This window comes from Ensifer adhaerens, from assembly GCF_013283195.1.
Classification (GTDB): Bacteria; Pseudomonadota; Alphaproteobacteria; order Rhizobiales; family Rhizobiaceae; genus Ensifer; species Ensifer adhaerens_G.
Genome location: NZ_JABEKT010000001.1, coordinates 822,126 through 848,094, shown reverse-complemented (window position 1 = coordinate 848,094; position 25,969 = coordinate 822,126). Strand labels below are relative to the sequence as shown.

Here is a 25,969-nt window from a genome sequence, read left to right as displayed (position 1 = left end):
TCTCCCATCATGGCGGGTTGTCGCCTCATGTGGGATGACCCCGTGGCAAAGGCAAGAGAGATGGGTGAACGCTTTAAACTAGAGACGATGCAGACGGGCCAAGGCGCGTGCCCGGCGCGTGTCTATAGTGGCGACACGCTGCTCAATCCGCCGCCGGTGGTTCTGCACCTGCATGGCGGTTCCTTCGTCGGCAGTTCGATTGCCGCCGGCGAGCGCGTCGCCAAGGCGCTTGCGGCGGCTGGCGCCGTCGTTATCTCGCCGGAATATTCCTCGGCCTGCCTCAATCCCTTTCCGGCAGCACTCGACGTCACCTATTCGATGCTGTCCTCCATGCGGGCGCGTTGCCCGCAATTCGCGCACAAGAAGTCGATGCTGTTCATCGCCGGCGAAGAAGCCGGCGGCAACATTGCCGCCGGCGTGGCGCTGATGGCCCGCGACCAGTTCCTGACCGACCTCAAGGGGCAAATCCTGCTGTCGCCGATGCTCGACCCTTGCCTGGCGACCGCGTCATTTCGCAAATACTGTCCCGAGACCTCGGTGCAATCGATCGCCGAGGGCTGGCAACGCTATCTCGGCGAATGCGGTGGCTTCACGCACCCTTACGCTGCGCCCGCGCACTGTACGCGGCTCGCCGGTCTGGTGCCCGCTTTGATCCTGACCAGCGAGGAATGCCCGATGCGCGACGAGACCGCGGCCTATGCGGAGCGCCTGCGCCAGGCGGGTGTGAGCGTTCAATCCCAAATTCTTCCCGGCCGGGCCGGGTGGATACCGCAAAATACCGTGAACGCCGAAACCTGGGCCGCCCAGGAAGAAACGATTACCGGCATCTTTTCCCGCTTCTTTCAACAGGCAGGGGCAAAGCCGGCGGAAATGACGATGCGTTAGCAACGGACGACAGGGCCGCCGGCCCTCCCCTTCGCTGACGACAGCAGCAAAAGCGCCGGCTCCCAACCGGCAAGGAGAGAAAAATGACATCGACAGTGACCCGCCGGGCCCTCTGGGGCGCCGGCCTGAGCATCCTATTGTCTACCGCTGGCGCAGCCGCCGTTCTTCTCGGCCTGCCGCAGCATTTCGAGGCGGACGCCGCGACCGAAACGGCAGCGGCCCCGCCGCCGGCCGTACCGGTTTCGGTGGCCAAGGCCCAATCGCGCCGCATCACCACCTGGGAGGATTTTTCCGGGCGACTTGAAGCGATCGAACGCGTCGAGATCCGTCCCCGCGTCGGCGGCGCCATTCTGGAAAGCCACTTCCGCGAGGGCGCCCTGGTGAAGAAGGGCGACCTGCTGCTGACCATCGATCCCGAGCCCTATGCGGCGGCCGTCGACCGAGCCGCAGCCCAAGTCTCGGCGGCTGAAGCCCGCGTCGCCCTTGCCAAGACCGAACTTGACCGCGGGCGCAAACTCGTCACCACAAGTGCGATACCGCAGAGCGGCGTCGACCAGCGCCTCAGCGCCTTCGACGAGGCGCAGGCAAGCGTTCGCTCGGCCAAGGCGGCGTTGCGCACGGCCGAGCTTGACCTTCAATACACCGAGGTCAGGGCACCGATCTCCGGCCGCGTCGGTCGGCTGGAAGTGACCGCCGGCAACCTCGTTGCCGCCGGCTCCGCCTCGCCAGTCCTGACGACGCTTGTTTCGGTCGACCCGATCTATGCAAGCTTCAGCGCCAGCGAAGAGGTGGTGACGACCGCACTCGCCCGGCTCCAGGCCTCGGCCGGCGGCAACGCCATCGAGCGCATCCCGGTGCAGGTCGGCACCGCTGCCGACGAGGGCACGCCGATCTCGGGCCATATCCAGCTCATCAACAACGAGGTGGATGCGGCAACCGGCACGATCCGCGTTCGCGCAGCACTCGAGAATGCCGACGGGCGTCTGATCCCCGGCCAGTTCGTCCGCATCCGCATCGGCGAACCGGAGCCCGAGGAAAAGCTTGTCATCAGCGATCGCGCCATCGGCTCCGACCAGGACAAGAAGTTCGTCTTTGTCGTCGGCGCCGACAACAAGGTCGAGTACCGCCAGGTGATACTCGGCCCGAACTCCGACGGGCTGCGTATCGTCGAAAGTGGCCTGAAGACCGGCGAAAACATCGTCGTCAACGGCCTGCAGCGGGTGCGCCCGGGCGTGCTCGTGGCGCCGCAGCAGGTGGAAGAAACGACGGCGTCGATCGCCACCAAGTAGGACATGACGGCATCCGCCTCGGCTATGGCCGACGCGGATCTGGCCGCCCAGACATCACTCTGCAAACCCGGCGCGTGGCGAGAGTTCTTGCCGCGACCGCTGGAGGTTTGCCTGAACTCGTCCCAAGGGGGATACGTCAATGAATTTCTCACGCTTCTTCGTCGACCGCCCGGTCTTCGCGGGCGTTCTTTCGGTCCTGATTTTCGTGGGCGGCCTGCTCGGCATGACCGGCCTGCCGATTTCCGAATATCCCGAAGTCGTTCCGCCGCAGATCGTCGTGCGGGCGCAATATCCCGGTGCCAACCCGGCTGTCATCGCCGAAACCGTAGCAACTCCGCTCGAAGAACAGATCAACGGCGTCGAAGGCATGCTCTACATGCAGAGTCAGGCGACGGCCGACGGCCTGATGACGCTCACCGTCACCTTCGAGCTCGGCACCGACCCGGACCAGGCGCAACAGCTGATCCAGAACCGCGTTTCGCAGGCCGAGCCGCGACTGCCGGAGGAAGTGCGCCGTCTCGGCGTTACCACCGTCAAGAGCTCACCGGACCTGACGCTGGTGGTGCATCTGCTCTCGCCCAACGGCCAGTACGACATCAACTACCTGCGCAATTACGGCGTTCTCAACGTCAAGGACCGGCTGGCCCGGATCGACGGCGTCGGCCAGGTGCAGATCTTCGGTGGTGGCGACTATTCGATGCGCGTCTGGATCGACCCGCAGAAGGCGGCCGAGCGCGGCCTGGCGGCGAGCGACATCGCCAACGCCATCCGGGCGCAGAACGTCCAGGCGGCTGCCGGCGTCATCGGTGCCTCTCCTTCGGTTCCCGGCCTCGACCTCCAGCTTTCCGTCAACGCGCAAGGCCGCCTGCAGACGCCTGAGGACTTTGCCAACATCGTCGTCAAGTCGGGCACCGGCGGCGAGGTGACGCGCCTCGGCGATGTCGCCCGTGTCGAAATGGGTGCTGCCGACTACTCGCTGCGCTCGTTGCTCGACAACAAGGCCGCTGTCGGCATGGGCGTCTTCCAGGCGCCGGGCTCGAACGCGATCCAGATTTCGGAAAACGTCCACAAGGCGATGGCCGAGCTGAAGCTGACCATGCCTGAGGGCGTCGACTATGAGATCGTCTACGACACCACCCAGTTCGTACGCGCCTCGATCGAGTCGGTCATCCATACCCTGCTCGAAGCGATCGCGCTGGTCGTCATCGTCGTCATCGTCTTCCTGCAGACCTGGCGCGCCTCGATCATCCCGCTCGTCGCCGTTCCCGTCTCGATCGTCGGCACCTTCGCGGTGATGTACGTCTTCGGCTTCTCGATCAACGCGCTCAGCCTGTTCGGGCTGGTGCTGGCGATCGGCATCGTCGTCGACGACGCCATCGTCGTGGTCGAAAACGTCGAGCGCAACATTGAGCAGGGCCTTTCGCCTGTTCAAGCGACCTACCGCGCGATGCAGGAAGTGTCCGGGCCGATCATCGCGATCGCACTGGTGCTCGTCGCCGTGTTCGTGCCGCTGGCCTTCATCACCGGCCTGACCGGGCAGTTCTATCGCCAGTTCGCGCTGACCATCGCCATTTCGACGGTGATCTCCGCCATCAACTCGCTGACGCTCTCGCCGGCGCTCGCGGCCCTGCTTCTTCGCGATCACCACGCGCCGAAGGATTGGCTGACCCGCGCCATGGACAAGGTGTTCGGCTGGTTCTTCCGCGGCTTCAACCGCTTCTTCGGTCGGAGCTCCGAGGCCTATGGCCGCGGCGTCGGCCGCATCCTGTCGCGCAAGTCGCTGATCATGGTCGTCTACGTCCTGCTGCTCGGCGTCACGTTCGTGCTGTTCCGTGCTGTTCCCGGCGGCTTCGTGCCGGCGCAGGACAAGCAATACCTGATCGGTTTTGCCCAGCTGCCGGATGCCGCGACGCTCGACCGCTCGGAAGACGTCATCCGCCGTATGAGCGATATCGCCCTCAAGCATCCCGGCGTCGAAAACGCCATCGCCTTCCCGGGTCTCTCGATCAACGGTTTCACCAACTCGTCGAACTCCGGCATCGTCTTCGTGGCGCTGAAGCCGTTCGAGGAGCGCAAGACGCCTGAGCTTTCCGGCGGAGCGATCGCCATGCAGCTGAACCAGGAGTTCGGCGCGATCCAGGATGCCTTTATCGCCATGTTCCCGCCACCGCCCGTGCAGGGTCTCGGCACCACCGGCGGCTTCAAGCTGCAGATCGAGGACAAGAACGGTCTTGGCTACCAGGCTCTCGACGAGGCGACCAAGGCGTTCCTCGCAAAGGCCTACCAGACACCCGAGCTGGCTGGGATCTACTCGAGCTTCCAGATCAACGTGCCGCAGCTCTATGCCGATCTTGACCGCGTCAAGGCGCGCCAGCTTGGCGTCGAGGTAACCGATGTGTTCGAGACGCTGCAGATCTATCTGGGCTCGCTCTACGTCAACGACTTCAATGCCTTTGGCCGCACCTACAGCGTCCGCGTCCAGGCCGATGCCAACTATCGCAGCCACGCCGACGACATCGGCAAACTGAAGGTGCGGTCGCAGTCGGGCGAGATGATCCCGCTGTCGGCGCTCTTGAAGGTCGAGCAGACGGTCGGCGCCGAACGGGCGATCCGCTACAACGGCTTCCTGTCGGCCGACATCAACGGCGGTCCGGCACCGGGCTTCTCCTCGGGCCAGGCGCAGGCGGCAATCGAGAAGATCGCTGCCGAAACTCTGCCGCCGGGCATCGCCTTCGAGTGGACGGACCTCACCTACCAGCAGATCCTTGCCGGCAATTCGGGCATGCTCGTCTTCCCGCTGGCGCTGCTCCTGGTCTATCTGGTGCTAGCCGCCCAGTACGAGAGCCTGACGCTGCCGATCGCGATCATCCTGATCGTGCCGATGGGCATCATGGCTGCCCTTGCCGGCGTCTGGCTGACGGGAGGCGACAACAACGTCTTCACCCAGATCGGCCTGATCGTGCTCGTCGGGCTATCGGCCAAGAACGCCATCCTGATCGTCGAGTTCGCCCGCGAACTGGAGCTGTCGGGCAGCACCGCCGTCCAGGCGGCGATCGAAGCGAGCCGGCTGCGCCTGCGGCCGATCCTGATGACCTCGATGGCCTTCATCATGGGTGTCGTGCCCCTGGTGATCTCCACCGGCGCCGGTGCTGAAATGCGCTCGGCCATGGGTGTCGCGGTCTTTGCCGGTATGATCGGTGTCACCGCCTTCGGGATCTTCATGACCCCGGTGTTCTACGTGCTGATCCGTAAGCTTTCGGGCGAGCGGCCTTTGAAGCACGCCGGAGCGCATATCGAAGCGCCTCATCTCGCACCCGGAGAATGAGGTAACCCTGCCCCATATGCGTTTCGGGCGGGCCGGATCCAATCCGGCCCGCTGACGCTGCGGCGCTGCATCTCCGCCCCCGATGCAGCGCCGCGTTGCATCCTGCGTGACAGCCGCGCAACGATCGGATAAACCAGCAGCCTCAATCCCATTGGCCTTAGCGCCACGCAGACGGCATATCGCTACATGACCTCGACCGATCCGATCGCCAATCTCGCTACCCTCATCCGTTGCCCCTCCGTTACCCCTGCCGAAGGCGGCGCGCTCTCAGCGCTCGAAGCCATGCTGAAGCCGCTCGGCTTTACCGTCGACCGGGTTACCGCGACGGACGCGAACACGCCCGATATCGAGAACCTCTATGCCCGGCTCGGCAATGATGGCCCGCACCTGATGTTTGCCGGCCATACCGACGTGGTGCCGGTGGGTGACGAAAATGCGTGGACCCACGGCCCCTTCTCGGCCGACATCGCGGGCGGTGAAATGTATGGCCGCGGCGCCGTCGACATGAAGGGCGGCATCGCCTGCTTCGTCGCAGCCGTTGCCCGTCACATCGAAAAGCATGGGTTGCCGAAGGGCTCCGTCTCCTTCCTCATCACCGGCGACGAGGAAGGCCCGGCCATCAACGGCACGACGAAACTCCTCGACTGGGCGGCCGCCAAGGGCGAACGCTGGGATGCCTGCCTGGTCGGCGAGCCGACCAACCCGGATCGTCTCGGCGACATGATCAAGATCGGCCGGCGCGGCTCCCTTTCCGGACGGATCACCGTCAACGGCGTTCAGGGTCACGCGGCCTATCCGCATCTCGCCGACAGCCCGGTGCGCGGCATCCTGCAGTTGACCCAGGCGCTGATGGACCCGCCCTTCGACAACGGTACGGAAAACTTCCAGCCGTCGAACCTGGAAGTGACGACGATCGATGTCGGCAACGGCGCCGTCAACGTCATCCCGGCAAAGGCGAGTGCGGCCTTCAACATCCGCTTCAACGACACCTGGACCGCCGACAGCCTGATGGCGGAGATCATCGCCCGGCTCGACCGTGCGGCGGCCGACGGCGCATTGCGACCGGGTCGCGATCCGGTCCGCTACGAGCTCAACTGGAACGAACGGCCGAGCCACGTTTTCCTGACGCGCAACAATGCGCTGATCTCATCTCTGTCGGGCGCCGTCGAAACGGTCACCGGCCAGCAGCCGAAGCTTTCGACCACTGGCGGCACCTCGGACGCGCGGTTCATCAAGGACTATTGCCCCGTCGTCGAATTCGGCCTCGTCGGCCAGACCATGCACATGGTCGACGAGCGCGTCGCCGTCGCCGATCTCGAAACGCTGACGCAAATCTACGAAACCTTCATCTTCAGCTGGTTCGGCCATGCCGCTGCTTGAGGAGGTTCTCGCCTATATCAAGGGGCTCTGGCTGCTGATCCAGGGCAATGGCGAAGGGTTCCGCTGGCTCGATTTCAGCGAGAGCGGCCTCTGGCGCTCGTTTGCGGCGATGCTCTGGTGCCTGCCGGCGATCGCCGTCACCTGGGCGTCCTGGCGGCTTTACTACCTCTCGGCGATGCCGTCGGGAACCACGGTCGGTTTCGGCTTCGTCTTCAAGCTTCTGGTCGTCGATCTCGTCAGCTGGCTGCTGCCGCTGGTGCTGGTTTTCATGCTGGCCCGCCCGCTCGGCTTTACCACCGCTGTCGTGCCGATCATTGTCACCACCAACTGGCTGTCCGTACCGCTATCCTACGCGATGGCGGTGCCGGCGGCGATCCGCCTCGTCATTCCCGGCAGCGAGGGGCTGACCAGCCTGATCTGGCTGGTGCTGCTCTTCGTCAGCATCGGTGTGCTCTTCCGGCTGATGCGCATCATCACGGGAAACCAGACCCTGCTGGCCACGGCACTGACGGCACTATTCCTGCTGCCGTCGATGATGATGGGTGAATTTCTGCAGCGGTTTTTCGGCCTGATCCCGAGCTGACAAACAGTACGCCAACCTCGACGTCCGCGCGCCGTTTGCGCGCGCCGGTCTCTTTCTCAGTAATCGACCTGCATGAAATAAAGCCCGTCGGGCGGCGCCACCGGGCCGCAGGCCTTCCGGTCGCGCGCCTCAAGCGCCGCCTGCAGGTCGTCCGGCGTCCATTTTCCCTCGCCCACCAGCTTCAGCGAGCCGGCGAAGGAGCGGATCTGATTGTGCAGGAAGCTTTGCGCGGTCGCGCGAATTTCGATCAGATCGCCGGAGCGGGTCACGTCCAGCCGGTCAAGCGTGCGCATCGGACTTGTCGCCTGACAATGGACCGAGCGGAAGGTGGTGAAGTCGTGATGGCCGATAAGCCGCTGCGCGCCCTCATGCATCGCCTCGTGATCGAGCGGCTTCGTCACCCACCAGGCGCGTTTTGCCTCCAGCGCCAGCCGCGACGGCCGGCAGATGATGCGGTAGAGGTAGTGGCGGCGCAGCGCCGAAAACCGCGCGTCGAAGGCGTCCGTCACCTCCTGGGCATCGAGGATCGAGACACCCTCGCCGGCCATGCCGAGATGGGCGTTCAGCGCATTGCGCAGCGTGTGCGGTTTCCACTGGCGCGTCAGGTCCGCATGCGCCACCTGGCCGACGGCATGGACGCCGGAATCGGTGCGCCCGGCACCGCGGATCGAGACGGTTTCACCGGTCAGGGACAGGATCGCCTTTTCGATCGCGCCCTGGACGGAGGCGCCGTTATCCTGCCGCTGCCAGCCGACATAATCAGAGCCGTCATACTCGACGGTCAGCCGAAACCGCGGCATCAGCCGACCCTCGTGCCGGCGACGACGGGTGTGCCGCGCAGGAAGTCGGCGAGATCAAGCGCCTTGCCGCCGGCCCGCTGCAGCCGCGTCGGCCGCACGGCCCCTTCGCCGCAGGCAATGGTCAAGGTGTCGTCGAGTACGGTACCGGCAGGCCCTTCGGCATCCATGCACTCGGAATTCAGAACCTTGACGCGCTCCGGCTTGCCGGCGATCTCAAGCTCGAACCATGCGCCTGGAAAAGGCGAAAGGCCGCGAATGTGGTCGTGCACTTCACGCGCGGTTTTGCTGAAATCGATGCGGGTCTCGGTCTTGCTGATTTTTTGGGCGTAGACGACGCCTTCCTCGGGCTGCGCGGTCAGTGGCAGGTCGTCGGCTTCGAGCTTGCCGATCGCCTCCTTCATCAAGGTGGCGCCGACCTGCATCAGCTTGTCGTGCAGCTCGCCCGCGGTCATCGCCTCACCGATCTGCACGGCCTTGGTGAGCGCGACCGGGCCGGTATCGAGCCCCTTGTCCATCTTCATCACCATCATGCCGGTCTCATGGTCTCCGGCCATGATGGCGCGCTGGATCGGAGCCGCACCGCGCCAGCGCGGAAGCAGGGAGGCGTGGCCATTGTAGCAGCCGAGCCGCGTTCCGGTCAGGATCGCCTCGGGCAGCAGCAGGCCATAGGCAACGACGACGGCGACATCCGCATCGAACTCGCGGAAGGTCTGGCGGTCGGCCTCGTCCTTGAAATTGACAGGCGTCAGCACGGGAATGCCGAGCAATTCGGCTGCCTGGTGTACGGGCGACTTCTGCAGATCGAGCCCGCGGCGGCCGCCGGGCCTGGGCGGCTGGGTATAGACGGCGACGATCTCGTGACCGGCGCCGGCAAGTGCTGCGAGCGTCGGCACGGAAAATTCCGGCGTTCCCATGAAGATGATGCGAAGCGACAAGGCGCGTACTCCGACCGTTTGAAATCAGGCCCCTTCAAACGGGTTTACGCGCCTCAAATCAAGCCCTTCAATGACAAAGCGCTGCTGCCGCGCTTTGCTCGGGGGTCAGATCGCCTTGGCGCCGCGGGTCTTGGCGGCCTTGGTGAACCGGCGGATCACCATGTCGCGCTTGAGCTTGGAGATGTGGTCGATGAACAGCACGCCGTTCAGATGATCGATCTCGTGCTGCAGGCAGGTCGCAAGCAAGCCATCGGCCTTGACGATCTGTTCCTTGCCGTCACGATCGAGATGCTTGACGGTCACCTCGGCCGGACGCTCGACTTCTGCGTAGTAGTCCGGAATGGAGAGGCAGCCTTCCTCATAAACCGAGTACTCGTCGGACGAAGCGACGATTTCGGGATTGATGAAGACGTGTGGCGTTTTCTCGTCGCCTTCCTTGGAGACGTCGAGCACCAACATGCGCTTCGCCACGCCGATCTGGATGGCGGCGAGCCCGATGCCGGGGGCGTCATACATGGTCTCGAGCATGTCGTCGGCCAGGCGACGGATGTCGGCGTCGATGGTTTCGATCGGGGTCGAGACCTGACGCAGGACAGGATCGGGGAGGATGATGAGTGGCTTGATCGTCATATCGCTCCCATAACCGATCTTTCCTTGCCGGTGCAAGAAAATTGGCGCGCACTCTTGAGTGCTCAGTGCGAATGCCCGGATCTCGTTAACCGCTCGGCGCAAATGTTCTTGTTTTGATCTGGCCTTCAAAAGAGAATCTGTTAGGCTCGCCGCATGGAACCTGCGCCCATTTCTTTCGATCAGCCCGTCTTTCTCATCGGCACCGTGCCGGTCACCGTCGTTCACTTCGGCATGCTTTTGGCCGTGCTGGCCGTCGGCTTCGTGCTGATGTCCGTTTCGCGGCGGCGTCGGGCAGGTGACGACGAGCGTCACGAACAGATGGCCATGCTTCTGGCGGCACAAGCGGAAATGCAGGGTCGCATTGCCGCCATGGCCGACGTTTTCGGCACCCGCCAGGCGGAACTAAACCAGACGCTGAGCCAGCGCATCGACGGCATGACCCACAGGATCGGCACCTCGATCAGCGAGCAGACCAAGGCAACGCACGAGAACCTGCGGCGATTGCAGGAGCGGCTTGCCGTCATCGACACTGCCCAGAACAACATCCAGTCGCTGGCGAAGGACATGGCCGGGCTGCAGGCGATCCTTACGAACAAGCAGACGCGCGGCGCCTTCGGCCAGTCACGGATGGAAACGATCGTCGCCGACGGCCTGCCGATGGGGGCCTTTGCCTTCCAGACGACGCTTTCCAACGGTGCCCGCCCGGATTGCACCATCCGCATGCCCAACGACCAGCCGCCGCTGGTGATCGACGCGAAATTTCCGCTCGAAGCCTGGAACGGCATGCGCGACGCGGCCACCCCGGAACGGCGCCAGCAGATGGTGCAGCTCTTCCGCCGCGACATGGAGGTGCATGTCCGCGATATCGCCAGCAAATACCTGATCCCCGGTGAGACGCAGGAGACGGCTTTCCTCTTCGTTCCCTCCGAATCGATCTTCGCCGAGATCCACGAGCACTTCGAAGCGATCGTCCAGAAAGCGCACCGGCAGCGCATCGTCATCGTCTCGCCATCGCTGCTGCTGTTGTCGATCCAGGTTATCCAGTCGATCCTGCGGGACGCCCGCATGCGCGAGCAGGCGCATCTCATCCAGGGCGAGGTCGCGCGCCTGATGGAGGACCTGACGCGCCTCGATGAACGGGTTCGCAAATTGCAGGGCCACTTTGCCATGAGCCAGAAGGATGTCGAGGAGATCCTCATCTCTTCGGGCAAGCTTGCGCGCCGCGGTGCCAAGATCGAGGCGCTGGAGCTTCAGGCCGATGGCGCCGGTCGGCCGGACGACGAACCACGTCATGCGGTCGACAATCGCGTCGGGCAATTGCGCCTCAGGGTGGTTGACGAGGACTGACGGTCTCGGGCACTCTCCGGCCAAAATCAGCAAATCGACGGGACATCTTCACATGATCACTGTATTTGGGTCTATCAACATGGACCTGATCGCCACGACCGCGCGCCTGCCGAAGCCGGGTGAAACCGTTGCCGGCTCGGGCTTTTCGACCGCGGCCGGCGGCAAGGGCGCTAACCAGGCGCTGGCCGCCCGCCGCGCCGGCGCCATCGTCCACATGGCCGGCGCCGTCGGCTCGGACAGCTTTGCCGATGGCGCGCTCGAATTGCTGAAGGAAGCTGGCGCCGACCTGTCGTTGACCAAAACGGTGGACGAGCCGACAGGCACGGCCCACATTCTCGTCGGCGGTGACGGCGAGAATGTCATCGTCGTCGTTGCCAGCGCCAACGCGACCGTCAACGAAGCCGATGCCGTTGCCGCCGTCGACGGCATGCACGCTGGCGACACCTTGATGCTGCAGCTGGAAATCCCGGCCGCATCGGTGGAAAAGGCGCTCGCCCAGGCACGACGCAAAGGCATTCGCTCGGTCATCAACATCGCGCCCCTAACCCCGGAAGCGGCCCGCCTCGGTCGACTGGCCGATATCGTCATCGCCAACGAAACGGAGTTCGAACTTCTGGCCGGCAAGACCGGCATCGGAAGCACTGAACGGGAAGAGGCGATGAAGACGCTGCACGCCGAAACCGGTCACACCGTTATTGTCACGCTGGGTGCCGAAGGCGTCGTCGCCGTGCACGAGGGCGAGGTCCATCGCGCCCGTGGCCTGAAGATCGATCCGGTCGACACCGTCGGCGCCGGCGACACGTTCTGCGGTTATCTCGCCGCAAGCCTCGACGAGAAGCTCGCCTTTCCCGACGCGCTCCGTCGTGCCGCCGTTGCCGGATCGCTCGCCTGCCTCAAGCGTGGCGCCCAGCCCTCGATCCCGCTTGCCTCCGAGGTGGAACCGCGCATCTGAGGACGCCACTTCCATCTTGACGTGCGGCGCGATCACTCGCCGACCGCACGTCAAGCGCCCGTTTCCCTAAAGCATGGCGCAAAAGTGTGCCGCGGTTTTGCGATAACGACAGGCGCAAAAACAAGAACTTATAGCGCGCCAAGCGTATCAGAAAGATCGCGACGCGCTTTAGTGGGACCCGGTCAAGAATGGTTGCGCAGTCTTGGCCGACTTGAATTACCACGCGTCGTGAGGAAACTGTTTCGCACGACGCATGCACACTGTCTCTATCGAGCAGAGCGCTCGTGCATAATGCGCGATCCGCAGCACCAGAAGCGCTTGAAACCACCGCATTATCGGCCTTTGCGCAATCCGGACAGCCTATGTCGCGGAGGCGAAACTCTGGACGCAGATTCTCCATGAGCGGGGCATGAATTAGCCATCGCGTTGGCCCTATCTTAAGATTTGCTCGTCTATTCAAGACCCTGAGAAAGCCATTTCCCCTAGGGAATGGGCAGCCTCCAATATGCCGGTCGGCATCTGGCGCTCCATGATGGAGTTTCACCCACATTGTGAAATGCGTTCGCCGCAGGTTTGCGCCTGCGGACCTCCCAGCACGTGAGGATTTCATGTTCAAGTTCCAAGCCAAATCGCTGGCGACCAAGCTGATCGCGGTGACAGGCGGCACGATCGCGCTCGTGTTGCTCGCCTCGAACTTCGTTCTCATCTCCCAGACACAGGACCGCGTCGAAACGCTGGTGCTCGATCAGGCAAGCGGCGAGGCAAAAGCCATTGCCTCTGATATCGCCGGCGGCATCGGCGAGCTTGCAAGCGCGTCGCGTTCGATGGCCGGCATTCTTGGCCGCGCCCATGCGGAAAAATCGATGGAACGCGCCGGTGTGATCAACATCCTCAGGGCCAATGTCGAGCAGAACCCCTTTGCCTTCGGCAGCTGGTTTGCCGAGGAGCCAAAGGCCTTCGACGGCCGCAAGGAGGAAATCGCCGACAACAAGGAGCTGGGCGCCAACAAGGAAGGCATCTTCGCTCCCTATTGGTCGAAAAACCGCAACAACGAGATCCAGTTCTCGACCTTCGGCGCGGACTACAATGCGGAATGGTACAGCCTTGCGGCAAAGAGCGGCAAGGGCGCGATCACGCCGCCCTACACCGCGCAGGACACTGACGTGCCCACCGCGATGAGCTCGATCGCTTACCCCGTCATGTCCAACGGCAAGCTGATCGGCGTCTCCGGCGTCGACATTTCGCTTGCATCGCTGGCCGACGGCCTTTCCAAGCTGAAGCCGTTTGATACCGGCCGCGTCTACCTGCTTTCTGAATCCGGCAAGTGGCTGGTGGCCCCGATCCCGGACCTGCTGCTCAAGGAATATGACGGCGAAGGCAACGAAGTCGTCAAGAAGGCGCTGGCCTCCGGCGCGTCGGGCGTCATCAAGAACCTGTCCTATGACGGCAACGAACCGTTCGATCGCGTCGTCTATCCCTTTGCCCTATCCGGCGTGAACACCAGCTGGATCGTACTCGTCGACGTACCGCGCAGCGCGATCAACGCTCCGGTCCGCGACCAGACCTACATGATGATCATCGGCGGCCTCGTCGTCCTCGCCGCGGTGCTTTTCGGCCTTTACTTCGCTGTCCGTGGCTTCGTTCAGAAGCCGCTTGCAGGCCTCGTCAAGGATGTCCGCAACCTCAGCAACGGCGACTACGGCAATTCGATCACCGGCCAGGACCGCTCCGACGAGACGGGTCAGGTCGCAAAGGCGCTCGAAGGCTTCCGCCACCAGCTGGCCGATACCAAGCGTCTTGAGGGCGAAGCCCGCCACGAACGTGAGCAGGCCGAGCATGAGCGCAGCCGTTCCGAGACGGAGCGGGCCTCGTCCAGCGCCCTTCAGCGCGACATCGTCGCCCGCCTCGGCAAGGGTCTGTCCCACCTCTCCTCCGGCGATCTCGCCTTCCGCATCACCGACGAATTCCCCGGTGAATATGCCCAGCTGAAGCGCGACTTCAACGCGACGATGGATAGCCTCGAAGAGACGATCCGCACCGTCAACCACTCGGTCGTCAACATCGGCAACGGCACCAGCGAGATCAGCAGTGCCGCCAACGACCTGTCGCACCGCACCGAACAGCAGGCGGCAAGCCTCGAAGAGACGGCAGCAGCCCTCGACGAGCTGACCTCGCAGGTCAACGCCAGCGCCGAAAACGCCAAGGTCGCCGCAAAGTCGGTGGACGTCGCCAGCAGCGATGCCGGGCAGTCCGGCGAAGTCGTTCAGAAGGCGATCGCCGCGATGAAGGGCATCGAGCAGTCGTCGCACGAGGTCAGCCGCATCATCGGCGTCATCGACGAGATCGCCTTCCAGACCAACCTGCTGGCGCTCAACGCCGGCGTCGAAGCAGCCCGCGCCGGCGATGCCGGCAAGGGTTTTGCCGTCGTCGCCCAGGAAGTCCGCGAACTGGCTCAGCGCTCGGCAAACGCCGCCAAGGAGATCAAGACGCTGATCAACACCTCGGCCGGCCAGGTGCGCGAAGGCGTTGACCTCGTCGGTCGCGCCGGTGGCGCGCTTGAAAAGATCGCCGAACAGGTGGTGCAGATCAACGGCCTCATCCGCCAGATCTCGAGCTCTGCTTCCGAGCAGGCCGTCGGCCTCAAGGAAATCAACTCGGCCGTCAACCAGATGGACCAGGTGACCCAGCAGAACGCCGCCATGGTGGAAGAAACCACCGCCGCCGGCATGGCACTGAACGAAGAAGCACGCGCGCTCAGCACGCTGGTCGCCCGCTTCCGCGTTGCACAACGCTCGGGAACCACGGCTCAGCCAAGCTCGGCGGAGATGCTGCGTGGCACGGCCGAGCGCATGCGCACGGCGGAACGCCCGACACCGGCGCCTGCCCCTGCCCGCGAAGCCCGTCCGGCCTCAAGCCCGGCGCGTGCCGGCTACACGCCATCGACACAGCGCGTGCTGACACAGACCTCCGGCGCCAATGCGCTCGCCCAGGACAATTGGGAAGAGTTCTGATCCAGAACCCATGAAATGCAAAACGGCGCCTCTCGGGGCGCCGTTTTCATTTGTAGTCCCGGCTTGCAACGATCAGATGCGTGCCAGTCGCTCCGTCAACAGATCGAAGAAGCCCTGGTCATCGATGTGGCGCATGACCTTGGCATTGTGTTTGCGGCCCGTCACCTGCCACCAGTCGACCACGGTCATGCCCGTCGTCAGCGGCGACTGAACCTCGATCTCGACATTGCAGTCACGCCCGGTGAAAAGCTCCGGCCTCAGGAGATAAGCGATCACGGTCGGGTCGTGCAGCGGGCCGCCATCGGTGCCGTATTTCTCGATATCGAACCGCTCGAAGAACTCCAGCATCTCGGCCATGGCGATGGCCGGTGCGCTGCCAATCTCGCGGATCTTTGCCACGCGCGCCTTGTGCGTCAGCACGCGGTGGGTCACGTCGAGCGGCATCATGACGATCGGAATGCCCGACCGGAAGACGATGTCGGCGGCTTCCGGGTCGACATAGATGTTGAATTCGGCGGCCGGCGTGATGTTGCCACCCTCAAAGAAGCCACCGCCCATCATCACCAGTTCGCGCACCTTCGGCGCGATGTCGGGCGCCTTCTGAAGCGCGAGCGCGACGTTGGTCAGCGGACCGAGCGTGCAGAGCGTGACCGTACCCGGCGCCTCGGCACGCAGCGTCTCGATGATGAAATCGACGCCATGCTGCGCCTCGAGCGCCATCGTCGGCTCGTCGAGCGCAGGGCCGTCGAGGCCGGTCTTGCCGTGCACGTGTTCGGCAGTCACCAGCGGCCGGGCGATCGGCCGGTCGGCACCGGAAAAGACCTTGACCTCGGTCCTGTTGCACAGTTCGCAGATGATGCGGGCATTGCGCGCCGTCATTGCCAGGGGAACATTGCCGGCTACGGTCGTGATCCCCAGGAGGTCGATCTCTTCCGGACTGCCGAAAGCGAGCATGATGGCGGCGGCATCGTCCTGCCCGGGATCAGTGTCTATGATTATTTTTCTCGGCACAGGCACGCTTGTGTTCCTCCTTGGGATTCTCGCGCTGCGGACTATGATTTGCGTGCACGCCGGAGGCAAGCGGCTTGCGCTCATTGCGCACAGCTACCATATTAAGGGAAGGATGCTGCTTGGCAGGTCCGGTTAATGGTCGCTTGATCTTACAAGGACTTGGGAATGAGCCGAATTACGCCTTTCACGAGCCCACTGCTGCTGGGTTTCGACACGATGGAAAAAACCCTCGAGCGTATTGCCAAGGGAAATGACGGGTATCCCCCCTACAATATCGAACGCATCCGCGGCGACGATTCGGTCGACGCGCCGGAGCGTTTGCGCATTACCCTTGCTGTCGCCGGTTTTTCCGAAGACGATCTCGACGTCACAACCGAAGAAAACCAGCTCGTCATTCGTGGCCGCCAGGTCGATACCGGCGATCGCGAATACCTGCACCGCGGCATTGCCGCCCGGCAGTTTCAACGCACATTCGTGCTTGCCGACGGCATGAAGGTTCTCGGCGCCGAATTGCGCAACGGCCTGCTTTCGGTCGATCTCGTTCGTCCGGAACCGGTGCGTATGGTAAAGAAAATTAACATTTCAGTCCCAGAGTAGGATAACCGGCGGGATTTTCCCCTGGCCGGCGACCACGGAGTACCACCATGGGACTGAAAGCCATCACCTCGTCATTGTCCATGAACGACCTCGCACATCTCGGCGAGGGCGAAGTCGGCTATATCAGAAAGATGCGGTCGGAAGAGGTTTCCCGTTGCTTCCCGGAAGCGCCGGAAATGGGACCGGGCATCGATCTGTGGGCCCTGTTCGGTGCCGACGGCACACCGATCCTTTTGACCGACAACCGCTCCAGCACCTTCTACAAGGCGGCTGAGGACGAATTGCGGACTGTCAGCCTGCATTGACCGTCAACCGCGGCGACGCTTCGCCATGGGAATGCAAAAGCGCCGCGCGTCAGGTCTGACGCGTAACGGACGCTTTCAGGTTGCGGCATGATTTCTGAGAGAAGCCGTCGCTTACACGCGGCGGAACGTCAGATAGGCGGAACTCCGCCCTTCCCTGCGTGCCTTGGCCTCGTAGCGCGTGCTCGGCCAGCCATCGAACGGCGTCAACCAGTCCGAAGCCTGCTCCGCCGTCCATTCGAAGGCGGCATGGTCACGGCAATGCAGCAGCGTCCAGTTGACGTAGGTATCGATATCGGACGCAAAGCAGAAGTGACCGCCCGACTTCAACACGCGGGCGAAGCGGTCGAGATTGACGGCTGAGACGAAACGCCGCTTCCAGTGTTTGCGCTTGGGCCATGGATCCGGATAGAGCAGGTCGATCTGGTCGACACAGGCCTCTGGCATCCAGTCCAGCACCTGCGTGGCGTCGTCATTGTAGAGACGAATGTTGGAGACACCCTTCTCCTCGATCTGCCCGATCAACTTCGCCATGGAATTGACGAAAGGCTCGACACCGATGAAACCGGTCGAGGGGTTTTCCGCCGCACGGTGGATGAGATGCTCGCCGCCGCCAAAGCCGATCTCCAACCGAATGCGATCGATCGGCTCGGGAAAGAGCGACTTCATGTCCTGCGGCGCGGCCGCACCGAGATCGAGCTTCAGTTTCGGCAGGATGGTTTCGAGATGGGCCGCCTGGCGCTCGCGCAAGGGCTTGCCCTTGCGGCGTCCGAAGAAGGCTTCCGTAGCGCGGCTGCGGCGCGGTTCAGTCATGACAATCTTCCTTCAACGAGCAAGGCGGACACCCCTTTCGGGGGCATCCGCCTTTCAGCTTTAGCGGCCGGACGTTCTGTGTCCGGCAAATGTCGAAGCGTCAAGCCCCGATGGCTTCCTTGAGCGGCTTGACCAGATCAAGCTTCTCCCAGGAGAACGAGCCGTCACGGCCGGCCTTGCGCCCAAAGTGGCCATAGGCCGCAGTCTTGGCGTAGATCGGCTTGTTGAGATCGAGGTGGCGACGGATGCCGGTCGGCGACAGATCCATCGTCTTGCGGATCGCATCTTCCACCTGGTCCTCGGAGACCTTGCCAGTGCCGTGCAGGTCGACATAGACCGAGAGCGGCTGGGCAACGCCGATGGCGTAGGACAGCTGGATCGTGCAGCGATCGGAAAGACCGGCAGCAACGACGTTCTTGGCAAGATAGCGGGCTGCATAGGCAGCCGAACGGTCGACCTTGGTCGTGTCCTTGCCCGAGAAGGCGCCGCCGCCATGCGGAGCGGCACCACCATAGGTGTCGACGATGATCTTGCGGCCGGTCAGGCCGGCGTCACCATCCGGGCCGCCGATGACGAACTTGCCGGTCGGGTTGATGTACCAGGTGCAATCGGCGGCGATCTTCAGATCGTCGAGCGCTTCGCGGATGTAGGGCTCGACGACCGCACGAACCTTGGCCGAATCCCAGCTCTCGTCGAGATGCTGGGTGGACAGAACGATCGAGACGACTTCCGCCGGCTTGCCGTCGACGTAGCGGACGGTGACCTGGCTCTTGGCATCAGGGCCAAGCTTTGCGACTTCGCCGTCGCCCTTCTTGCGGGCTGCGGCGAGCAGATGCAGGATGCGGTGCGAATAATACAGCGGCGCCGGCATCAGTTCCGAGGTTTCGCGGCAGGCGTAACCGAACATGATGCCCTGGTCGCCGGCACCTTCTTCGCCCTGCTTGTCAGACGCGTTGTCGACGCCTTGAGCAATATGTGCGGACTGGAAGTGGAGGAGAACGTCGATTTTCGCCGTCTTCCAGTGGAAACCGTCCTGCTCGTAGCCGATGTCGCGGATCGCCTTGCGTGCGGCAGACTTGAACTTCGAGGGGTTGATGACGTCGTTGCCGTTCTTGTCCTTCTTCAGAAGGCTCGGCGGCAGACGGACTTCGCCGGCGATCACGACGCGGTTCGTCGTTGCCAGCGTTTCGCAGGCAATGCGTACGCCCCAGGGATCGACACCGGTCTTGGCAGCTTCACGGTAGACCAGATCGACGATCTCGTCGGAGATACGGTCACATACTTTGTCCGGATGGCCCTCGGCCACGGATTCACTCGTGAACAGGTAGTTTGAACGCATGCGGGAATTCCCCTCAAGAAGATAAAGCGCTGGCATCGTGTTAGTGGTTTTACGCCCGAAAAACAAGCGAACAACGACATAAATATATCTTTATATCGACAACGGCGCCAATCACTTCGAATATCAGAGGGAAACGGCGGGCAAGAAAAAAGCGGCACTAATGGCCGCTTTGTTTTCCAATTCCGATGGGTTTTGGGACTATTCGCTCTCTGCTTCCGCAGCCAGCGCCTTGACGAGATCGACGAGCTTGCGACGCACCTTGGGATCGGTGATCTTGACGAAAGCACGATTGAGCTGAAGCCCTTCCGAGGAAGAGAGGAAGTCGACGACATAGTTCGAGCTCGAGGCTTCGGCCAGGCCGGAAGCGCTGGTGTTTTCACCGGGAGCATCTTCGAAGAAGAAGGAAACAGGGACATTCAGGATGCCGGAAATGTTCTGCAACCGGCTGGCACCAACGCGGTTCGTGCCTTTTTCATACTTCTGGATCTGCTGAAACGTGATACCCAGGCTTTCGCCCAGCTTTTCCTGGCTCATGCCAAGCATCGTGCGGCGAAGACGAATCCGGCTACCGACGTGGATGTCGATCGGGTTCGGCTTCTTCTTGTTTTCCATCATATCTGCGTTCCTAAACACGCTGTTTCAATCATCCACGGACTGACATGGGAACACCGCACACCGCTGCAACCGCAACGGTGAAGACAAAAGTGTCGCCACAGCATAAACCGATGGTGCGGACCACTATGCAATTTTAGGGGTTTTAGGTCAATTCTTCCTAATATTAAAACTAACACGCGAGAAGACTGCAACCAACAGGAGGAAGATTGCGCACAACCCGAAAATTCGGCTACGTATGACCTCATTCGTGGGCGTAGGAAGCCTTCCCGGCAGAATTGTGTCGACCACTCCCCTATAATTGTAGGCTAATCCTACCACTAAAACCCCACGTGCATCAACAATTGCTGATATACCATTATTGGCTGCACGGATAAGGGGTATTCCTGATTCCACTGCACGCAACTGTGCCTGATGGAAGTGCTGGCGCGGGCCCGGCGTGTCGCCGAACCAGGCGTCATTGGTGATGTTGAGCAGTGCGTCGGCGCCGCGCGCATCCGCGCCGATCTCACCGGGGAAGATCGCCTCGTAGCAGATGAGCGGGTAGAAGGTGCGCCCACCCGGCAGGGTCAACAGGGAGCGGGTCTTGGCGGCCGAGAAGCCGCCCGGCATGGCGGCTGCAACCGAGCTTAAGCCCCAGGATGTCAGCAGATCTTCGAACGGAAGGTATTCGCCAAAGGGAACGAGGTGCACCTTGTCGGCGGCGCCGATGATCTGACCACGCCCGTCGATGACGTAGATCGAGTTGTAATAGCGTGGCGGCAGGCCGGCGCCTGCATCTTCCGCGCGCACCGCGCCGGCAATGAGGATCTGCTGGTCATCGAGGACTTCGGCAATGCGTGCGAGCGCATCGGGGCTGTCGGTGAGGACGAACGGGATCGAGGTTTCCGGCCAGACGACGATGTCGGGCTTCCTGGCGCCGCCTTCGGCGGGCACTGCGGTCAAGGCGAGATGTTCCTCGAAGATCGCGCCGCGCTCGCTATCATCGAGCTTCTTTGCCTGATCGATCACCGGCTGGACGAGACGAACGGCAAGCGGCTGGTCCGGCCCGGCCGGCGCCGGCAGCGCAAGCCGATAAAATCCGAAGCCGATATGGGCGGCACAGAGTGCGACGGCAAGGCTGAGACCAATCCGGCCGCCCTTGCCCGTCCCGGCAAGGGCCGGGGCCGCGAAGACGAATACCGCCAGCATGTTGATGGTCGCGAGGCTGACCACGCTGGCCGACTGCATCATCAATGGCATCGGCATCGCCGCATAGCCGATGGCGTTCCAGGGAAAGCCGGTAAAGATGAATGAGCGCAACCATTCGGCCAGGCCGAAGCCCAATGCCAACGCCGCGATCCTCCCCATGCCATCCGACCACAGGATGCGGGCAATCAGGGTTGCGAGTGCGTAGAACACGGCAAGGCAGGCCGGAAGGCCGACCACCGCGAGCGGCAGCGCCCAGGCGAAGCTGTCTGCCTCCACCAGCAGCGCGTTCCCAAGCCACCACAGCCCTCCGAGGAAGTAGCCGAAGCCGAAGGCCCAGCCGATCGACACTGCCGGCCAAAGCCGGCGGATCAAACCGCCATCCGGGTGACCGGTCGCGCCGTCGAGCAGCCAGACCAGGATCGGAAAGGACAGAAAGGCGGCCGCAAAGATGCCGAACGGCGGCTGTGTCAGAACAGCCAGGAGCCCCGCGACAAATGCCAGAAATAGCCGGGGCGCGCCCGACAGAAGCATGATCCTGCCAGCCAGTCTTTCCATGCAGCCTCCTGTTGGCGCAGGCCGCAGAACACGGACGCTGCGCGGGAAGAACAACCGAATCAGTTGCCGGCAGTGTTCCAAAAAAGTGGCTGCTTGTCCCCATTGCAGCACCAGGCTTCGAATTTGATGCGCAAACGGGACATCACCGGTCGATGACCGGTTGCCGTTCCCAGCGAAGTTCGAGATCGAGAGCTTCGCGGGGAATGCATTTTGTGAAGAAGGCTATTGTTCGCTGGCCGAGGCTTGCTGCGGCTCGGTGCCGTTGCCGCGATTGGCGGACAGTTGCTCCTGAGACAACTCGCCTTCGGGGCGCACCACGCGGCGACGGGCCGGCGGACGCTTGCGCATGATGCGCACGCGCTTGACGCGTCGAGGATCGGCATCAAGGATCTGGAACTCGAAGCCCGGCAGTGCCTGCACCACCTCGCCCCGGACCGGAATACGCCCAAGCGACGCGAAGATCAGGCCGCCGAGCGTATCGACATCTTCAAGCTGTTCGCGCACGTCGAAATCGGAGCCAATCGCCTCGGCGATCTCCTCCAGTTCGACGCGGGCATCGGCGACGAAGATATCCTCGGAGGTCTTGGCGAACATGACCTCGTCATCGTCGTGCTCGTCCTCGATGTCGCCGACGACCATCTCGACGATGTCTTCGAGCGAAACGAGACCATCAGTGCCGCCATATTCGTCGATGACGAGCGCCATCTGGATACGGGCGGCCTGCATGCGCTGCATCAGGTCCGACGCCAGCATCGACGGCGGCACGAACAGGAGCTGGCGGATAATGCCTGCCTCTTCCAGAGACTTGCCAAGATCGACGCGCGACAGATCGAAGGTCGCCTTCGGCGATCGCGGCGCCTTCTCGGCGGAAGCGGACGCAGCAACGGTCTGCGCCTTGCCGTTGCGACGGCGGTTGCGGGCCTGCTTGGTCACATAGGCGAGCAGGTCGCGAATATGCACCATGCCGCGCGGATCATCGAGACCTTCATTGTAGACCGGCATGCGCGAGCGGCCGGACTCCTCGAAGATCACCATCAGCTCGCCGATGGTGATGCTCTGGTCGACGGCCTCAATATCGGCACGCGGAACCATCACGTCTTCGACGCGCACTTCGCGGAAGCGCAGGATGTTGTTGAGCATCGCCCGCTCTTCGGGCGAAAATGCCGTGTTGCTGTCGGCGTCCGTCAGCAGTGCGTCGGCAAGGTCCTCGCGGAGGCTCGAAGGATTGGCGCCACGCAAAATGCGCGCGGCCCGGCTCCAGAAGGACGATGTGGATTTGGTGCCCTCTTGTCGAGTGGCGGTGCTACTACTGCCCGCCTCCGCCTCTCCGGAGGCATCGGCCTCCTCGGTCGCCATTGCGACGGGCTGTGTTTTAAAGTCGCTCATTGGTCCAAACTGTTAATCCGGGGATCGGTCCCCGTAGGGATCAGATAAGCCAAGACGCGCTAAAATGCGAGTCTCCAGGCTTTCCATTCTTTCGGCTTCATCATCTACCATATGATCATAACCGAAAAGATGCAGGAATCCATGCACGAGAAGATGCGTCAGATGCGCGTCGAAGGTTTTTTCAAGATCCGCCGCTTCGCGCTCCAGCGTCTCGCGTGCCACGATGATGTCGCCGAGCATCGGTCCCGGCATCTTGCCGGGCGTTACCGGGAACGCCGGAAAGGATAGAACATTGGTCGGCTTGTCCTGGCTGCGCCACTCCGCATTGATCGTTCGAATGGAGGCGTCGTCGGTGAAAACCAGCGACAGCTCGGGCTGCATCTTCGGGAATGGTTGGCCTTCTTCCGCCTTCAGGAAGGCGGCCGCGGCCTCAAGCACCGGCGACGAAAAGGCGAGAAGCGCGTCTTCGGCGGGCCAATTGCCCTCTTCGACGCTGATCTGGATATCCAATGCACTCATGATTGCGACGACCGCTATCGGCGGTCGCCCTGCTCGCTTTCATCGTGCACGGCCGTCTGGGCTTCGTAGGCCCTGACGATACGTGCGACCATCGGGTGGCGCACGACATCGACGTCCTTGAAACGGATTTCCGAAACGCCTTCGACGCCGCGCAGGATCTGCAGGGCCTCGACCAGGCCCGACTTGACGCCGCGCGGCAGGTCAACCTGGCTTGGGTCACCCGTCACGATCATCCGGCCGTTTTCGCCGAGACGGGTCAGGAACATCTTCATCTGCATCGACGTGGTGTTCTGCGCCTCGTCGAGGATGACGGCGGCATTGCCGAGCGTGCGACCACGCATGAAGGCAAGCGGCGCGATTTCGATGACGCCCGCCGTGATGGCACGCTCCACCTTGTCGCCCGGCATCATGTCGTAGAGCGCATCGTATAGCGGCCTGAGATAAGGATCGACCTTCTCTTTCATGTCGCCCGGCAGGAAGCCGAGGCGCTCGCCGGCTTCGACGGCCGGACGGGAGAGCACGATGCGGTCGACGGCGCCACGCTCAAGCAACTGGGCCGCGTGGGCAACCGCAAGGTAGGTCTTGCCGGTACCGGCCGGACCGACGCCGAAGACGAGCTCGGAGCGCTCCAGCGCGCGGATATAGGCATCCTGCGTCGGTGTGCGGGCAACGATCGTCTTCTTGCGCGTTGAAATCTGCGCCATCGTCAATTTGGCTTTTTTCTCCATGGTCGGCAATTGTAGCTGATCATCGGCAGCGACCGCCATCCGGATCGCACCCTCCACATCCGACGTATCGATCGATCCGCCGCTCTGCAACCGTCCGTAGAGAAAATCGAGTGCGCGACGGGCCTGATTGGTGGCGACGACATCGCCTGAGATCGCAACGGAATTGCCGCGTGGATGCGCTTCGATCCGGAGCCGCTCCTCCAGGAGCTTCAGGTTCTGGTCGAACTGCCCGAAGAGTTCGCTGGCGAACCGGTTGTTCTCAAATGTGAGCACGAAGTGATTGGCGTCTGTCGCAGTTGTTTTCGACTGGCGCGATGATGAAGAGATCAGTTCGTGTCCGTTCAAGCGGTTCAGGCTCCTGTTTTCGGTCCTTACCCGATCATCTCGGCAAACAGACTGTTGTTTCCTGCCTTGATGATTCGCACCTTGATAATGTCACCGATTTGCGATGCTTTTGCATCAACATTCACAGGCTGAAGCCAGGGGGAACGGCCGACGAGCTGCCCGGGCATGCGGCCGGGCTTCTCCAGAAGCAGGTCGATCTCGCGCCCGACACAGGATTCGGCAAAGGCGCGTTGCTGCGAAAACAGCAAAGCCTGCAATCTTTCCAGACGCTTGGCTTTGACGTCCTCCGGAACCTGATCGTCAAGGTCGGCACCCGGCGTGCCCGGACGGGTCGAATATTTGAACGAAAATGCCTGTGCATAACCCACGGCTTCAATGAGCCGGATCGTGTCTTCGAAGTCCTCGTCGGTTTCACCGGGGAAGCCGACGATGAAATCGCCCGACAGGGCAAGGTCGGGCTGCACCGCGCGGATGCGCTCGATGAGCGCCAGATACTCGGCTGCCGTATGCCGCCGGTTCATCGCCTTGAGGATGCGGTCGGAGCCCGCCTGCACCGGCAGGTGCAGATAGGGCATCAGCTTCGGCATCGAGCGATGCGCCTCGATCAGGCTGTCGTCCATATCGCGCGGATGGCTGGTCGTATAACGCAGCCGCGCCAACCCCTCGATGTCGCCAAGACACTGCAGGAGATCACCCAGGCCCCACTCGCGACCATCAGGGCCGAGACCATGCCAGGCGTTGACGTTCTGGCCGAGCAGCGTGATTTCGCGCACACCGGCCTCGACCAGCTTCTGTGCCTCGGACAGGATATGGGCGACGGGGCGGGAAACCTCCGAGCCGCGCGTATAGGGAACGACGCAGAAGGTGCAGAACTTGTCGCAACCTTCCTGCACCGTCAGAAACGCCGTGACGCCGCGCGCCCGGGTCCTGGCCTTGTCGGGTGACGGCAGATGCTCGAACTTGTCTTCGACCGCGTAATCGGTCTGGACGACGCGCTCGCCGTTGCGGGCGCGCTTCAATGCTTCCGGCAGGCGGTGGTAGGTGGTCGGGCCGATGACGAGGTCGACGGCCGGCGCGCGGCGCAGGATCTCGTTGCCCTCGGCCTGCGCGACGCAGCCGGCGACGCCGATCACCATCTCCCGGCCTTCGAGCGCCTTTGCCTTTTTCAGATCACGCAGGCGGCCAAGCTCGGAATAGACTTTTTCTGCCGCCTTCTCGCGGATGTGACAGGTGTTGAGCAGGACGAAGTCGGCATCCTCGAGCACATCCGTCGAGATATAGCCGTCACGCGTCAACGCATCCGACATGCGGTCGCTATCGTAGACGTTCATCTGACAGCCGTAGGTCTTGACGAAAACCTTGCGGGCCGGCGTGCGTTCGTCGCCCGCTGCGGGCGTCGTCAGAAGAGCTGTTTCCTGGGTCATGCCGGTTCTT

The 25,969-nt window shown here is 62.8% G+C and carries 22 protein-coding genes; 10 read left to right on the top strand and 12 right to left on the bottom strand.

Translation table 11 applies throughout. The annotated features are described in order from the left end of the window. Positions 1-60: 60 nt before the first annotated feature. From LPJGGPFB_RS03980 to LPJGGPFB_RS03960, 5 genes are all read left to right on the top strand, one after another. On the top strand, positions 61-885 hold the full coding sequence (locus tag LPJGGPFB_RS03980) for an alpha/beta hydrolase (RefSeq protein WP_173420943.1): 825 nt from the start codon (positions 61-63) through the stop codon (positions 883-885). 83 nt (positions 886-968) lie between these two features. Next, positions 969-2,174, top strand: a complete 1,206-nt coding sequence (locus LPJGGPFB_RS03975; protein WP_173418839.1) for an efflux RND transporter periplasmic adaptor subunit — start codon at positions 969-971, stop codon at positions 2,172-2,174. Between the two features lie 139 nt (positions 2,175-2,313). Next, positions 2,314-5,499 (top strand): efflux RND transporter permease subunit, encoded by a 3,186-nt coding sequence (locus tag LPJGGPFB_RS03970; protein ID WP_173418838.1) that lies wholly within the window; start codon positions 2,314-2,316, stop codon positions 5,497-5,499. Between the two features lie 186 nt (positions 5,500-5,685). Beyond that, complete coding sequence (gene dapE, locus LPJGGPFB_RS03965) at positions 5,686-6,879, top strand: succinyl-diaminopimelate desuccinylase (RefSeq protein ID WP_173418837.1); 1,194 nt, start codon at positions 5,686-5,688, stop codon at positions 6,877-6,879. After that, positions 6,866-7,462 carry a hypothetical protein gene (locus LPJGGPFB_RS03960; protein ID WP_173418836.1) on the top strand — a complete coding sequence of 199 codons (597 nt, stop codon included), beginning with the start codon at positions 6,866-6,868 and terminating at the stop codon, positions 7,460-7,462. The genes dapE and LPJGGPFB_RS03960 overlap by 14 nt, the downstream gene beginning before the upstream one ends. A 56-nt stretch (positions 7,463-7,518) precedes the next feature. Here the strand turns inward: LPJGGPFB_RS03960 and truA are convergent, their stop codons facing one another. The 3 genes from truA to def form a co-directional block, all read right to left on the bottom strand. Further along, complete coding sequence (gene truA, locus LPJGGPFB_RS03955; RefSeq protein WP_173418835.1) at positions 7,519-8,262, bottom strand: tRNA pseudouridine(38-40) synthase TruA; 744 nt, start codon at positions 8,260-8,262, stop codon at positions 7,519-7,521. Further along, positions 8,262-9,197 carry a methionyl-tRNA formyltransferase gene (gene fmt / locus LPJGGPFB_RS03950; RefSeq protein ID WP_173418834.1) on the bottom strand — a complete coding sequence of 312 codons (936 nt, stop codon included), beginning with the start codon at positions 9,195-9,197 and terminating at the stop codon, positions 8,262-8,264. Before fmt ends, truA begins: the two co-directional genes overlap by 1 nt. Positions 9,198-9,302: 105 nt before the next feature. Continuing rightward, the gene (gene def / locus LPJGGPFB_RS03945) at positions 9,303-9,827 is read right to left on the bottom strand and encodes a peptide deformylase (RefSeq protein ID WP_173418833.1); all 525 of its coding nucleotides are present in this window, start codon (positions 9,825-9,827) and stop codon (positions 9,303-9,305) included. Positions 9,828-9,980: 153 nt separating this feature from the next. On the opposite strand from def, the gene LPJGGPFB_RS03940 reads away from it, so the two are divergent. The 3 genes from LPJGGPFB_RS03940 to LPJGGPFB_RS03930 all read left to right on the top strand — a co-directional run bounded on the left by LPJGGPFB_RS03940 (position 9,981) and on the right by LPJGGPFB_RS03930 (position 15,137). Then, complete coding sequence (locus LPJGGPFB_RS03940; RefSeq protein ID WP_173418832.1) at positions 9,981-11,174, top strand: DNA recombination protein RmuC; 1,194 nt, start codon at positions 9,981-9,983, stop codon at positions 11,172-11,174. A gap of 52 nt (positions 11,175-11,226) precedes the next feature. After that, positions 11,227-12,126: a ribokinase gene (locus LPJGGPFB_RS03935; RefSeq protein ID WP_173418831.1), complete on the top strand. Its 900-nt coding sequence runs from the start codon at positions 11,227-11,229 to the stop codon at positions 12,124-12,126. 608 nt (positions 12,127-12,734) lie between these two features. Continuing rightward, positions 12,735-15,137 carry a methyl-accepting chemotaxis protein gene (locus LPJGGPFB_RS03930; RefSeq protein WP_173418830.1) on the top strand — a complete coding sequence of 801 codons (2,403 nt, stop codon included), beginning with the start codon at positions 12,735-12,737 and terminating at the stop codon, positions 15,135-15,137. A 72-nt stretch (positions 15,138-15,209) separates the two neighbouring features. Here LPJGGPFB_RS03930 and LPJGGPFB_RS03925 read toward each other — a convergent pair whose 3' ends face one another. After that, the gene (locus LPJGGPFB_RS03925) at positions 15,210-16,154 is read right to left on the bottom strand and encodes a nucleoside hydrolase (protein ID WP_173418829.1); all 945 of its coding nucleotides are present in this window, start codon (positions 16,152-16,154) and stop codon (positions 15,210-15,212) included. 159 nt (positions 16,155-16,313) lie between these two features. Between LPJGGPFB_RS03925 and LPJGGPFB_RS03920 the strand changes: the two genes are divergently transcribed. Further along, positions 16,314-16,745 carry an Hsp20 family protein gene (locus LPJGGPFB_RS03920; RefSeq protein WP_077502970.1) on the top strand — a complete coding sequence of 144 codons (432 nt, stop codon included), beginning with the start codon at positions 16,314-16,316 and terminating at the stop codon, positions 16,743-16,745. Positions 16,746-16,792: 47 nt separating this feature from the next. Then, positions 16,793-17,050, top strand: coding sequence for a BQ00720 family protein (locus LPJGGPFB_RS03915; RefSeq protein WP_053248868.1), 258 nt, complete (start codon positions 16,793-16,795; stop codon positions 17,048-17,050). A 111-nt stretch (positions 17,051-17,161) separates the two neighbouring features. Here LPJGGPFB_RS03915 and trmB read toward each other — a convergent pair whose 3' ends face one another. From trmB to miaB, 8 genes are all read right to left on the bottom strand, one after another. Beyond that, positions 17,162-17,860 (bottom strand): tRNA (guanosine(46)-N7)-methyltransferase TrmB, encoded by a 699-nt coding sequence (trmB, locus tag LPJGGPFB_RS03910; RefSeq protein WP_173418828.1) that lies wholly within the window; start codon positions 17,858-17,860, stop codon positions 17,162-17,164. Positions 17,861-17,960: 100 nt separating this feature from the next. Beyond that, positions 17,961-19,199, bottom strand: coding sequence for a methionine adenosyltransferase (metK, locus tag LPJGGPFB_RS03905; RefSeq protein WP_173418827.1), 1,239 nt, complete (start codon positions 19,197-19,199; stop codon positions 17,961-17,963). 198 nt (positions 19,200-19,397) lie between these two features. Beyond that, positions 19,398-19,814: a helix-turn-helix domain-containing protein gene (locus tag LPJGGPFB_RS03900; protein WP_077502973.1), complete on the bottom strand. Its 417-nt coding sequence runs from the start codon at positions 19,812-19,814 to the stop codon at positions 19,398-19,400. 147 nt (positions 19,815-19,961) lie between these two features. Continuing rightward, the gene (gene lnt, locus LPJGGPFB_RS03895; protein ID WP_173418826.1) at positions 19,962-21,557 is read right to left on the bottom strand and encodes an apolipoprotein N-acyltransferase; all 1,596 of its coding nucleotides are present in this window, start codon (positions 21,555-21,557) and stop codon (positions 19,962-19,964) included. Between the two features lie 222 nt (positions 21,558-21,779). Then, the gene (locus tag LPJGGPFB_RS03890) at positions 21,780-22,943 is read right to left on the bottom strand and encodes a hemolysin family protein (RefSeq protein ID WP_173418825.1); all 1,164 of its coding nucleotides are present in this window, start codon (positions 22,941-22,943) and stop codon (positions 21,780-21,782) included. A gap of 12 nt (positions 22,944-22,955) precedes the next feature. After that, positions 22,956-23,462, bottom strand: coding sequence for an rRNA maturation RNase YbeY (gene ybeY, locus LPJGGPFB_RS03885; protein ID WP_173418824.1), 507 nt, complete (start codon positions 23,460-23,462; stop codon positions 22,956-22,958). 14 nt (positions 23,463-23,476) lie between these two features. Beyond that, the gene (locus LPJGGPFB_RS03880; RefSeq protein WP_173418823.1) at positions 23,477-24,535 is read right to left on the bottom strand and encodes a PhoH family protein; all 1,059 of its coding nucleotides are present in this window, start codon (positions 24,533-24,535) and stop codon (positions 23,477-23,479) included. 26 nt (positions 24,536-24,561) lie between these two features. Continuing rightward, positions 24,562-25,959, bottom strand: coding sequence for a tRNA (N6-isopentenyl adenosine(37)-C2)-methylthiotransferase MiaB (miaB, locus tag LPJGGPFB_RS03875; RefSeq protein ID WP_173418822.1), 1,398 nt, complete (start codon positions 25,957-25,959; stop codon positions 24,562-24,564). Positions 25,960-25,969: the final 10 nt, after the last annotated feature.

Excerpts from the sequence above, each read along its gene's own strand:
- truA (WP_173418835.1), bottom strand. The coding sequence starts at position 8,262 with ATGCCGCGGTTTCGGCTGACCGTCGAGTATGACGGCTCTGATTATGTC.
- trmB (WP_173418828.1), bottom strand. The coding sequence starts at position 17,860 with ATGACTGAACCGCGCCGCAGCCGCGCTACGGAAGCCTTCTTCGGACGC.
- LPJGGPFB_RS03930 (WP_173418830.1), top strand. The coding sequence starts at position 12,735 with ATGTTCAAGTTCCAAGCCAAATCGCTGGCGACCAAGCTGATCGCGGTG.
- dapE (WP_173418837.1), top strand. The coding sequence starts at position 5,686 with ATGACCTCGACCGATCCGATCGCCAATCTCGCTACCCTCATCCGTTGC.
- miaB (WP_173418822.1), bottom strand. The coding sequence starts at position 25,959 with ATGACCCAGGAAACAGCTCTTCTGACGACGCCCGCAGCGGGCGACGAA.
- LPJGGPFB_RS03970 (WP_173418838.1), top strand. The coding sequence starts at position 2,314 with ATGAATTTCTCACGCTTCTTCGTCGACCGCCCGGTCTTCGCGGGCGTT.
- LPJGGPFB_RS03935 (WP_173418831.1), top strand. The coding sequence starts at position 11,227 with ATGATCACTGTATTTGGGTCTATCAACATGGACCTGATCGCCACGACC.
- LPJGGPFB_RS03920 (WP_077502970.1), top strand. The coding sequence starts at position 16,314 with ATGAGCCGAATTACGCCTTTCACGAGCCCACTGCTGCTGGGTTTCGAC.
- lnt (WP_173418826.1), bottom strand. The coding sequence starts at position 21,557 with ATGGAAAGACTGGCTGGCAGGATCATGCTTCTGTCGGGCGCGCCCCGG.
- LPJGGPFB_RS03890 (WP_173418825.1), bottom strand. The coding sequence starts at position 22,943 with ATGAGCGACTTTAAAACACAGCCCGTCGCAATGGCGACCGAGGAGGCC.
- def (WP_173418833.1), bottom strand. The coding sequence starts at position 9,827 with ATGACGATCAAGCCACTCATCATCCTCCCCGATCCTGTCCTGCGTCAG.
- LPJGGPFB_RS03980 (WP_173420943.1), top strand. The coding sequence starts at position 61 with ATGGGTGAACGCTTTAAACTAGAGACGATGCAGACGGGCCAAGGCGCG.
- LPJGGPFB_RS03960 (WP_173418836.1), top strand. The coding sequence starts at position 6,866 with ATGCCGCTGCTTGAGGAGGTTCTCGCCTATATCAAGGGGCTCTGGCTG.
- metK (WP_173418827.1), bottom strand. The coding sequence starts at position 19,199 with ATGCGTTCAAACTACCTGTTCACGAGTGAATCCGTGGCCGAGGGCCAT.
- LPJGGPFB_RS03975 (WP_173418839.1), top strand. The coding sequence starts at position 969 with ATGACATCGACAGTGACCCGCCGGGCCCTCTGGGGCGCCGGCCTGAGC.
- ybeY (WP_173418824.1), bottom strand. The coding sequence starts at position 23,462 with ATGAGTGCATTGGATATCCAGATCAGCGTCGAAGAGGGCAATTGGCCC.
- LPJGGPFB_RS03940 (WP_173418832.1), top strand. The coding sequence starts at position 9,981 with ATGGAACCTGCGCCCATTTCTTTCGATCAGCCCGTCTTTCTCATCGGC.
- LPJGGPFB_RS03915 (WP_053248868.1), top strand. The coding sequence starts at position 16,793 with ATGGGACTGAAAGCCATCACCTCGTCATTGTCCATGAACGACCTCGCA.
- LPJGGPFB_RS03900 (WP_077502973.1), bottom strand. The coding sequence starts at position 19,814 with ATGATGGAAAACAAGAAGAAGCCGAACCCGATCGACATCCACGTCGGT.